Here is a 661-nt window from a genome sequence, read left to right on the forward strand (position 1 = left end):
GGCAAGCTCGACACCCATATCCGCAAATACCGCCATCCACATCGTGGCTTGCCCTGTAAAGGTAAGCACAAGGAAGATAGCCTTAATGCCTAGAGCAAGAACAATGTTTTGAGTCAGAATTAGAGCGGTTGATTTGGATAGCCGAATAAAGGTAGCAATCTTGCGTAAATCAACTGACGAATCACTTCAACGTCTACGATCACGTGACCAAAGAGTGCTTTTTGAACGGGCTCTGCAACACCACGTAGCACCTCTGGAAATACGGCCAACACAATCGCACCCAAGATCACACCGGGGATGTGGCCGATACCACCAAGTACCACCATAGCTAAGACGACAATCGACTCCCAAAGAGTAAAGGACTCTGGGGATACAAATCCTTGGAATGCCGAAAAGAATACGCCCGCCACACCGGCAAAAGATGCGCCAATTGCGAGCACCATCACGGCCAACATCAAAGCAGGTAGTTCCAACCAAATGTTTGCCAAGGAAGCTACGATCAAGAGCAGTACGCCAACCATCAGCCATTTGCCCATGCCGGCAAAGTCACTCTTGCTTACAGTAGCAATGGTTGCCATCGTGGCAAAGATTGCCGCGGTGCCACCAAAGGCCAGCATGATGAGAGCTGCACCATTGCTGTAGCTATTGAGCGTAAAGCCTA

The 661-nt window shown here is 49.8% G+C and carries 2 pseudogenes; both read right to left on the reverse strand.

The features are described from left to right. Positions 1–119: 119 nt before the first annotated feature. A pseudogene (locus A9236_RS10945) lies at positions 120–434 on the reverse strand (ABC transporter ATP-binding protein); the annotation flags it as partial. A gap of 54 nt (positions 435–488) precedes the next feature. After that, positions 489–617: pseudogene (locus tag A9236_RS11400) on the reverse strand (Bax inhibitor-1 family protein); the annotation flags it as partial. Positions 618–661 lie beyond the last annotated feature (44 nt).

It is taken from the genome of Polynucleobacter sp. QLW-P1DATA-2, assembly GCF_001870365.1.
In the GTDB taxonomy this organism is placed as follows: domain Bacteria; phylum Pseudomonadota; class Gammaproteobacteria; order Burkholderiales; family Burkholderiaceae; genus Polynucleobacter.